At 73.5% G+C, this 9,004-nt stretch carries 10 protein-coding genes; 3 read left to right on the plus strand and 7 right to left on the minus strand.

What is annotated here, in order from left to right; genetic code table 11:
* The 6 genes from D6718_08510 to pgsA all read right to left on the minus strand — a co-directional run.
* Nucleotides 1-172 (minus strand): glycerol-3-phosphate dehydrogenase (locus D6718_08510; GenBank protein ID RMG45053.1); only part of this gene is annotated, 172 nt, incomplete at its 3' end.
* A complete protein-coding gene (plsY, locus tag D6718_08515; GenBank protein ID RMG45054.1) occupies nucleotides 169-786 on the minus strand; it encodes a glycerol-3-phosphate 1-O-acyltransferase in 618 nt (205 codons plus the stop codon). The genes D6718_08510 and plsY, both read right to left, overlap by 4 nt.
* Nucleotides 783-1,364, minus strand: a complete 582-nt coding sequence (gene thpR, locus D6718_08520) for an RNA 2',3'-cyclic phosphodiesterase (GenBank protein RMG45055.1) — start codon at nucleotides 1,362-1,364, stop codon at nucleotides 783-785. Before thpR ends, plsY begins: the two co-directional genes overlap by 4 nt.
* Entirely contained in the window at nucleotides 1,361-2,893 is a 1,533-nt protein-coding gene (locus D6718_08525; protein ID RMG45056.1) for a CinA family nicotinamide mononucleotide deamidase-related protein, read from the minus strand. Before D6718_08525 ends, thpR begins: the two co-directional genes overlap by 4 nt.
* Nucleotides 2,659-3,306, minus strand: coding sequence for a DUF502 domain-containing protein (locus D6718_08530; protein RMG45057.1), 648 nt, complete (start codon nucleotides 3,304-3,306; stop codon nucleotides 2,659-2,661). The genes D6718_08525 and D6718_08530 overlap by 235 nt, the downstream gene beginning before the upstream one ends.
* Complete coding sequence (pgsA, locus tag D6718_08535; protein RMG45060.1) at nucleotides 3,303-3,917, minus strand: CDP-diacylglycerol--glycerol-3-phosphate 3-phosphatidyltransferase; 615 nt, start codon at nucleotides 3,915-3,917, stop codon at nucleotides 3,303-3,305. The genes D6718_08530 and pgsA overlap by 4 nt, the downstream gene beginning before the upstream one ends.
* On the opposite strand from pgsA, the gene D6718_08540 reads away from it, so the two are divergent.
* The 3 genes from D6718_08540 (at nucleotide 3,912) to D6718_08550 (ending at nucleotide 8,410) form a co-directional block, all read left to right on the plus strand.
* A complete protein-coding gene (locus tag D6718_08540; GenBank protein RMG45061.1) occupies nucleotides 3,912-4,832 on the plus strand; it encodes an AraC family transcriptional regulator in 921 nt (306 codons plus the stop codon). The two genes, pgsA and D6718_08540, sit on opposite strands and share 6 nt — an antisense overlap.
* A gap of 70 nt (nucleotides 4,833-4,902) precedes the next feature.
* Nucleotides 4,903-6,486: a hypothetical protein gene (locus D6718_08545; GenBank protein ID RMG45058.1), complete on the plus strand. Its 1,584-nt coding sequence runs from the start codon at nucleotides 4,903-4,905 to the stop codon at nucleotides 6,484-6,486.
* A 100-nt stretch (nucleotides 6,487-6,586) separates the two neighbouring features.
* Nucleotides 6,587-8,410 carry an oligoendopeptidase F family protein gene (locus D6718_08550; protein ID RMG45059.1) on the plus strand — a complete coding sequence of 608 codons (1,824 nt, stop codon included), beginning with the start codon at nucleotides 6,587-6,589 and terminating at the stop codon, nucleotides 8,408-8,410.
* A gap of 19 nt (nucleotides 8,411-8,429) precedes the next feature.
* Here the strand turns inward: D6718_08550 and D6718_08555 are convergent.
* Nucleotides 8,430-9,004 (minus strand): ribonuclease HII (locus tag D6718_08555; GenBank protein RMG45062.1); only part of this gene is annotated, 575 nt, incomplete at its 5' end.

Here is a 9,004-nt window from a genome sequence, read left to right on the forward strand (position 1 = left end):
CCGGCGGCAACACGACACCGGGGAGGTAGGACTCGTTCGTTCGGCGCGCCCCGATCTCCGCGGCCAGCTCCGGCCGGCGGCACCAGAGTCGCACGGGGCCGCCCCCGGCAGCGTGGACGGCGAGGGCCGTGCCCCACGAGCCGGCCCCCACCACGGCCACCGGGCCGGTCATGACGCCTTTCCGCCGCCGGCACCTCCGATCGGCGGTTCACGGCCGGCCAGCAGCCGCCGGACGTTGTCCCGGTGCCGGAAGATCACGAGCAGTCCGATCGCGGCCAGGCCCCAGGCGTACCCGGTGGAACCGTGCCGCCACATCGCCGCCGCCGGCGCCGCGACCGCCGCCCCGAGCGAACCCAGCGAGACCCGGCGCGACGGACCGGCCAGGAGGAGGAACACCGCCAGGGTCGGTACGAGGAGGACCGGGTCGGACGCGAGGAGGACCCCGAGGGCCGTCGCCACCCCCTTGCCGCCCCGGAAGCGGAGCCATGGCGGGAACATGTGCCCCACGACCGGCGCGGCCGCGAGCAGCCCGATCTCCCACCCCGGCCCGGGTCCGGCCACCGCCCGCCCGCCGAGAAAGCCGGCAACTCCCTTGAGCAGGTCGAGGAGGAGCGTGGCCACGCCGATCCCGACCCCGCCGGCGCGCAGCGCGTTCGTCGCGCCGATGTTCCCCGAGCCGATCCGGCGGATGTCGAGACCGCGGGCGGCCTTCACCAGGATCAGCCCGAACGGGATCGATCCCGCGAGGTAGCCCACCAGGACCGCTGCGGCGACCCGGGCCGTCATCGTTCCGCCCGCTCCTCTCCCGCTGCTCCGAGCCCGGCTGCGCCGACCCGCTCGTACCGCGCCCCCTCCGGAAGCAGGTGGCTGCGCATCAGCGCCACCTCCGACACCGGCAGGGATCCGAAGACCGGCTCCGTCCCGTTCGGGCGGCCCGGGAGGGCCGGGCGGCCGACACCGCGGCCCGCCCGGGCGAGCGTGAGGTGCGCGCGGAAGGGACGCGTTTCCGGGGGGAACCCGGCCGCGACCACCGCCGCTTCGACCGCGGCGGCGAGGCGAGCCAGCCGGCCATCGCGGTCGTCCACACCGGCCCAGAGGATTCGGGCCCGCGACGGTCCCGGAAAGACGCCCCAGCCCCGGATCGGAACCGCGAACGGCTCGGCGGCCGCCACCGCCCGTTCCACCGCGTGCAGGATGGCCTCCGCACGCGTTGCGGGCGTCTCCCCGAGGAACCGGAGCGTGAGGTGGATCTGCCGTTCCCCGACCGGGCGCCAGCCCTTCCCCGCGTGCCCCCGCGCCCACTCGGCGAGCCGCCGCCGCGTCGCTTCCGGGACCGCGACCGCCAGGAAGAGCCGCCAAGTCATTCCACCTCGTCCCCTTCGGCCGCAGGGACCGGCTGCCCCAGCGGCGGCAGTCCCGACAGGGCGCGGCGAACCTCGTCGAGCGCCGCGGCTGCGGCGAGACTGCGGATCGCGGTGCGGTCGCCGAGAAAGGTGTGGCGCGTGGAGAGCGTCCTGCCGGGAAGGGCCAGCCCCACGTAGACGAGACCGACCGGCTTTTCCGAGCTGCCGCCTCCGGGACCGGCGATCCCCGTCACCGCCAACGCCACGTCGCTGCCGAGCTTCTCCTTGCAGCCGATCGCCATCGCCCGCGCGACCTCGCCGCTCACCGCCCCGCTGCGGTCGAGAAGGGCTGCCGGCACGTCGAGCTGCGCGCGCTTGAGCGCGTCCGCATAGCTCACGGTGCCCCCGAGGTAGAACGCGCTCGACCCGGCGAGGTCGGTGATCCTCTTGGCCACCAGCCCGCCGGTGCACGATTCCGCCGTCGCCAGCGTCCAGCCCCGCTCCTGGAGCCGATCCCGGACGACCGCGACCAGGGTTCGGTCGCCGCGCGCGTAGGCCCGATCGCCCAGCGCCTTTTCGAGGGCCGCCAGCGCCTCGGCGAGCGTCTCGCGTGCCAGGGCGGGACGCTCCGCCCGGCAGTCGAGCAGCAGCTCGACCTCTCCGTGGCGCGCGAGGTAGTGCACCTCGACGCCCGATTCCTCCCCCACGACCCGCGTCACGATCCGGTGGAGATCGGCCTCGGGGAGCCCCACGACGTGAAGCCGCTCGGAGGCCACCGCCACTCGGGAGCCGAACGTCCGGCGCAGTTCCGGCTCGACGCTCCTGGTGAAGACGGCCTCGAATTCGCGGGGCACGCCGGGAAGGGCGAAGAGCAGGGTCCGCCCGGCGCGGACGAGAAAGCCGGGCGCGGTGCCGATCGGGTTGGGGAGAAACTCCGCCCCCGTCGGAGAGAGCGCCTGGCGCTCCGCCCCCGGCGGCACGTCGCGGCCCCGCTCCTCGTACCGTCTCTCGATCGCTTCCCAGGCCGTTTCGTCCCGCTGGAGGGCCGAACCCAGCGCCTCGGCGATCGCCTCGCGCGTCCGATCGTCGGGAGTCGGCCCGAGCCCTCCGCTGACCAGGATGACGTCGACACCGGCCGCCAGCTGGTCCCTCACGACCGCGGCGAGGATCTCCCCGCTGTCGGGGACGAAGATGCGCGCCCGGATGGTGCAGCCGAGCGCCGACAGCCTCGCGGCGAGCCGCGGCCCCGTCTCGTCCGCTTGCGCCGCCGTCACCAGCTCGCGGCCGACGAGGATGATCACCGCCTCGGGGAGCCTCACGGGCGTTCCTCCGGTCCTTCGCGCAGCGGCGGGAGCAGGATGCCCCCCGAAACCACCAACTTCACCCCCTCCTCCACCGGTATGTCCAGCGGGCGGCACTCGCTCTCCGGGACGAGGAGGAAGTATCCGGACGTCGGGTTCGGCGTGGTCGGCAGGAAGACCGGCACGAGCGGCTCGCCCGCCGCTCCGGCGGTCACCCGCCGCTCGTTCGTGACGAAGGCCATGGTCCAAAGCCCCCGCCGAGGGTACTCGATCAGCACGCAGCGGCGGAAGGCCGACGACGCGCCCGTTCCCACCGCGTCGGCGACCTGCCGGAGCGTCCGGTAGACGCCACCCAGGAGGGGGACGCGCGCCAGAAGCCACTCGACCAGGCGGAGGAGCTGCCGGCCGGCGACGTGGGTGGCCGCGATCCCGAGAAGGTAGAGCGCCAGCATGACGACGAGAACGCTCGCGAGCCTGATCGACCACACCGGAAGCGCCCCGGCGCTCCCGATCAGCTCCAGAAGCCGCAGAGAGCGGGCGGTCAGGACCCGGTCCACCAGCCGGAACAGGAACCCGAGGAGCCAGACGGTCACGACGAAGGGGAGCGCCGTCAACAGACCGGCCGCCAACCTCGCGCGGATCTGCCGCAGAGCGCGTCTCAAGAGCCCCCTCCCGCGCCCCCGTCCCGCATGAGCACCGACGAGGCCCGCAGGAACCGCGCCAGATAGAGAAACGCCGACACCAGCGCGAGCAGCATCGAGACCCACAGCGCCGCCACGCCGAGGAACCCGTACCGACCCCACCGGTCCAGCGTCCGCGTCAGGATCAACAGGACGATGGCCACGATCTGGCTCAGCGTCTTCAGCTTGCCCCACGCCGACGCGGGCAGCGCCACGCCGTGGACGGCGAGGATCGAGCGCAGACCCGACACGACGAACTCGCGGCCGACGATGATCACCACCATCCACGCCGGCGCGAGGCCCATCTCCACGAGCGAGATGAACGCGGCCGACGTCAGCAGTTTGTCGGCGATCGGATCGAGCAGCGTTCCCAGGGTCGTGACCTGGTTCCTCCGGCGGGCCAGATAGCCGTCGAGCCAGTCGCTCGCACTCGCGAGAAGAAAGATGGCGACGCCGAGCACCTCGCGCGGAGCGGGAATCGCGGTGCCGAAGAAGGGCGTGTCCGCGAGCCGCGAGGGAGGCGCGAGCAGGACCACCACCAGGAACGGCACCAGGAAGATGCGAAAGAGGGTCAGGCTTGTCGGCAGATTCATCACGCGATCGCACGACCCCGCGACGTCGGGTTCGGCGGACCTCGCCGGCGGCGGGCGGAACGCTCCCACGAGCCGCGCCGGAGGCTAACACGCGCCCGGAGAGGGGAGCAACGCGAAAGCCGAACGGCGCGCAGCCGTTGCCGCGGCACCGCCTTCGGCGTACCAGGGTGCCGTCCCGGCACCGTACCGGGACGGGAGTCGGCGGTGAGCGAGAAGTCCAGCGAATCGGCCGCGGTTCCGCGCGGTGCCGGAGACTGGCGGCGCGAGGCCGAGTCCCTGCACGCCGCCCTGGGCGGTGCGGCCGGCCCCGATGCGGTGCGGGCCGCGCTCGGTCGCTTCGCGGCGGCCCTCCGGGGGGCGGACGGGAGCCTCGAGTCCGCCCGTCTCGCCTGCTACGAGCTGTTGCGCGAAGCCTCCGGAGAACCCCCTCGCCGGATCGACTGGGAGCTTCTCGAAACACTCGGGCACGCCAGCGAACCCTCCGAACTCGCCCGGCGGTTCACCGACCTTCTCGAGCGGCGCGCGCTCGCGCAGCCGGTTCCCCGGGGACCGGAAGAACTCGTGCGCAGGGCCCGCACGCTCATCGAACGCCGAGCCGACACTCCCCTGTCCCTCTCCGCGGTGGCGCGTTGTCTGGGGGTGAGTCCCGGTTACCTCTCGTCCACCTTCAGCCGGCGGGTCGGGATGACGGTCACGCAGTACATCCATCGCGCCCGTCTCCGGCGAGCCGAGGGGCTTCTCCGAAGGTCCGATCTGAGCCTCGCGGAGATCGCCCGGCGCTGCGGATTCCGCACCTACCGGCACTTCCACCGCACGTTCGTGCGCCTCCGGGGCTGTGCCCCCCAGACCTACCGCCGCTCGCTCGCCGAACGGCGAGAGGGGGCGGCCGCTGCTGGCGGCCGCGGGGACGGCTGATTACCCTTACCCGGAACCGGGGTGCAGCCGCGGCAGACCGCCGCCGCGCCTCCCGGCAGAGGTGGATCCCATGCCGCTCTCCCGTCGCGTCGCTCCCCTCGTCCTCGCCGCCGTCGCCGTCGCGAGCCTCCCGGCGGCCGCCGGGGAGCCGGACCTGACCCCGTTGTTCGAGCAGTTCTCCTCCGACGAGCCCGGAGAACGGGTGGCCGCCCTGCGGGCCCTGATGCGGCTCAAGCCCCCCGCGGAGGCGGCGCGGCCGCTGATCGAAAAGGCGGTCCAGGATCCGAACCTGCGCGTTCGGACGGAGTCGATCTGGGCCGTGCAGGAGGTTCTTGGCGGCAAGGGAACCGACCTGCTCGAGAAGCTGTACAAGGACCCGCAGCGGGTCGTCAGGGACGGCGCCGTCCATGCCGCGTGTTCGATGTGGGACCAGGCGCGGCCTCGGGACCTGTGCCGCTCCGCCTTCGACGATCCCGACTTCTCGGTGAAGCTGGAGGTGGTGACCACCCTCCGCGAGAACTTCCCGGACGACCCGGAAGCGGCGAAGATCTTTCGGGCGGCGCTCGACGACGTTTCCGATCTCGTCCGCCGGGCCGGCGTCTTCGGCGTGCAGTCGGCGCGGGACCGGACGGCGGTCCCGAAGCTCGCCGAGCTCGCCCGAACCGCTCCCGACATGATCGCCATCCCCGCGGCGGAGGCGGCTCTGGCGACCATAGGCACCCCCGAAGCGATCGACGCGCTCATCGCGCTGCTTCCGAAACCGAAGGTCGAGGAGGGAAAGCGCCAGCGGCCCAGCGACCTCGTCCGGGCCGCCGCCGCCCGCGCGCTCGCCCGCATCAAGCCGAAGAAGGCGATCCCCGCCCTCCGGCCCCTCCTCGCCGACCCGTCGGTTCCGGTTCGGCTCGGGGCGATGGAGGCGCTCTTGCAGCTCGGCGACGTCGGCTCGGTCCCGGCGATCGCCCGCCAGCTCGAGGACCCGGAGCCGCGGATCCGCCGTTACGCGTTGCGGGCCCTCCGCCGGATCGGCCTCCCCGAGGATGGACCGAAGGCGGAGCAGGCGCGCCGCGACGCCCTGGCCCGGGTCAGAGCGGCGCTCCACGAGGACAAGGACCCCATCGTCCGCGCCGCCGCGGCGTCGACGCTGGCCGACCTCCTGGGAGCGGAGGCGATCCCCGATCTGGTCAAGGCCGGGCAGGATCTGGACGCGAGCGTCCGGACCGAAGCGGCCGGTGCCCTGGCCGGCATCGGCAAGCCGGCCGCCGAGGCCCTCGCCGCGTTCGTGGACGATCCCAGCCCCGAGGTCAGGGCTCTGGCGATCAACGGACTCGGGCAGATCGGCGACGCCAGCCAGATCCCACGCCTCGCCGAGGCCGCCAAGGACAAGGACCGCCGGAACCTTCTGGTTCGCGGCGAGGTCGCCGAGGCGCTGGGCGACATCGGCAGCCCGGAGGGGATTCCGGTGCTCGAGGAGCTGGCGAGCGACCCGGAGCCGTCCGTGCGGCAGAAGGTGGCCGCGAGCCTGGGGCGGATCGGCGGCACCAAGGCCATGGAGCTCCTGCAACGGTTGACGCGGGACCCGGTGCCGCGGGTTCGCAACGCCGCCCGGAAGGCGCTCGAGAAGGCGGGCGGCGGGAGCGCTCGGCGGGGCGGCTGAACCACCCGGCGCGGCCGGGGATGCCCCCGGCCGTCCGGCGGGCCATATTGGCGGGGGCGGCGCCTCGCGGCGCCGCCGCGGGAGGGGCCCGGAACCGCGCATGACGGCGAACGCGCACTCACCCCGGCGCTGGGATCTCGCGCCGCTGTACCCGGACGCGGATTCCTGGGACGCGGATCTGCGCCGCCTGGCGGCCCGGCTTCCCGCCCTCGAGGCCTATCGCGGCCGGCTCGCCGAATCGCCGGCGACGCTCGCCGAGGCGCTGGAGGCGATCTTCGAGCTCCTGCGCCTCGCCGAGCGGCTGCACACCTGGGCCTCCCTGAAGGCCGACGAGGACCTTCGCCGTGCCGGCCCGCGCGGGCTCCTGCAGACGATCGAGGCGTTCCGAGCCGAGATGGCGGCCGCACTCGCCTGGGTGGAGCCGGAACTCCTCCGGGTGGGTTCCGACACCCTGGCCTCGTTCGCTGCCGCCGAACCCCGGCTCGCCCCGTTCCGCCGCTACCTCGAGCAACTCGAGCGCCGCCGCGACCACACGCTCGGTCCCGAGGCGGAGAAGGTCCTGGGGCTGTCGGGCCTCCTGTGCGGCGACGGGCGGACGATCGGCGACGTCCTCCGCAACGCGGAGATCGAATGGCCCACCGTGACGCTCTCGGACGGCCGCCGCGTCCGGCTCGATCCCGCCGGTTACGCCGCCGCGCGAACGAGTCCTTCGCGACAGGACCGCCAGCTCGCGGGCCGGCTCTTCCACGAGCGCCTCGGGCGGTACCGGACGACGCTCGCCCTCTGCCTCGCGGCCTCGGTCAAGGAGCACGTCTTCCTCGCCCGGGCCCGCCGCTACCGTTCGGCGCTGGAGGCGGCCCTCGAGCCGGCGGAGATCGACCCTCCGGTCTACCGGCTCCTGCTCGAGGAGGCGCGCCGCGGACTGCCCGTCCTGCACCGCTGCCTCCGGATGCGGGCGCGCAGCCTCGGCGTGGAGCAGCTCGAGTACGCCGACCTTCACGCACCGCTGTGCGACGGCCTCGAGCTCGACTTCGGCTGGGAAGCGGCCCGGGAGACCGTGTTGGAGGCGCTGGCACCCCTCGGCGAGGACTACGTCGGCCGCCTCGCCGGCGCCTTGTCGGGCGGCTGGGTCGACGTCGATCCGCGGCCGGGCAAGAAGTCAGGAGCCTACGTCAACGACGGGGCGTACGGCTTGCACCCGTTCATGCTGCTGAACCACCACGAGGACTTCCGCAGTCTCGCCACGCTGGCCCACGAGAGCGGGCACCTGATGCATTCCTGCCTTTCGCAGGAGCGGAACCCCTTTCCGACGGCGCGCTACTCGATCTTCGTCGGCGAAGTGGCCTCGCTCGTCAACGAGCAGCTCCTGATCGTCCACCTGCTCCGGAAGGCGAAAGACGCCGCCGCGCGCCTCGCCCTCATCGGCCATCACCTCGAAGGAGCGCGCGCGACGTTTTTCCGGCAGTCGATGTTCGCCGAGTTCGAGCTCGGCATCCACGAAGCGGTCGAACGGGGCGAGTCGCTGAGCGCCGATCGCCTCGACCGGCGCTACCTCGATCTCCTGAGCGCGTACCACGGGACGGCCGAGGGGGTGATGGCGATCGACCCCGTCTACGCGGTGGAGTGGGCGGGGGTCCCGCACTTCCACTTCGGCTTCTACGTCTACCAGTACGCCACGAGCTTCGTGGCCGCGTCCGCGATCGCACGCCGGCTCGCCGGCGGAGACCGGAAAACCCGCGAGCGGTACCTCGCGCTCCTTGCCGCCGGCTGCCGCCGTCCCCCGCTCGATCTCCTGGCCGACGCGGGCGTCGACCTGAGGAGGCCGGAGCCGTATCGGGAGGCGCTGGAGGCGATCGCCGAGTCCGTGGCCGAAGCGGAGGCCCTCCTCGACCAGGGAGTCGCCGCCCGCGCGGCGCGGTCCTGAACTCGCCGCCCGTTCCCCTTCAGACCGGCAGGCGCGGTTGCAGCCCCAACGCTTGGCGCACCGGCGCGTACCGCCGGCGGTGCGCCGGACACGGCCCCAGTCGCCCCAGCGCCGCCAGGTGGTCGGCCGTCCCGTAACCCTTGTTCCGGGCGAACCCGTAGCCGGGATACCGGCGATCGAGTCGGAGCATCAGCGAGTCGCGGTGCGTTTTCGCCAGAAGACTCGCGGCGGCCACTGCCAGGAAACGGCCGTCAGCCCCCACCACCGCCTCCTGCGGAAGGCCCAGATCGGGGAGCCGGTGCGCGTCCACGAGAACGTAGTCCGGCGGCGGGTCGAGCCGCCGGACAGCCTCCGCCTTCGCCCGCAGCGCCGCCGCGTACGGCCCGATCGCGTCCACCTCCTCCGGCGGAACCTCGACGAGGCTCCAGGCGAGAGCGCAATTTCGCACGCGCTCCGCCCAGTACTCCCTCTGGGGCGCCGTCAGCCGCTTCGAATCGTCGACCCCCGGGAGCCGGGCTCGCGGCGGTAGGATCACGGCGGCCGCCACCAGCGGGCCGGCGAGCGGGCCCACACCGGCCTCGTCGGTGCCCGCGA

The sequence above is a fragment of the Acidobacteriota bacterium genome (assembly GCA_003696075.1).
Lineage (GTDB): Bacteria > Acidobacteriota > Polarisedimenticolia > J045 > J045 > J045.

Excerpts from the sequence above, each read along its gene's own strand:
- plsY (RMG45054.1), bottom strand. The coding sequence starts at position 786 with ATGACGGCCCGGGTCGCCGCAGCGGTCCTGGTGGGCTACCTCGCGGGA.
- thpR (RMG45055.1), bottom strand. The coding sequence starts at position 1,364 with ATGACTTGGCGGCTCTTCCTGGCGGTCGCGGTCCCGGAAGCGACGCGG.
- pgsA (RMG45060.1), bottom strand. The coding sequence starts at position 3,917 with ATGAATCTGCCGACAAGCCTGACCCTCTTTCGCATCTTCCTGGTGCCG.
- D6718_08545 (RMG45058.1), top strand. The coding sequence starts at position 4,903 with ATGCCGCTCTCCCGTCGCGTCGCTCCCCTCGTCCTCGCCGCCGTCGCC.
- D6718_08550 (RMG45059.1), top strand. The coding sequence starts at position 6,587 with ATGACGGCGAACGCGCACTCACCCCGGCGCTGGGATCTCGCGCCGCTG.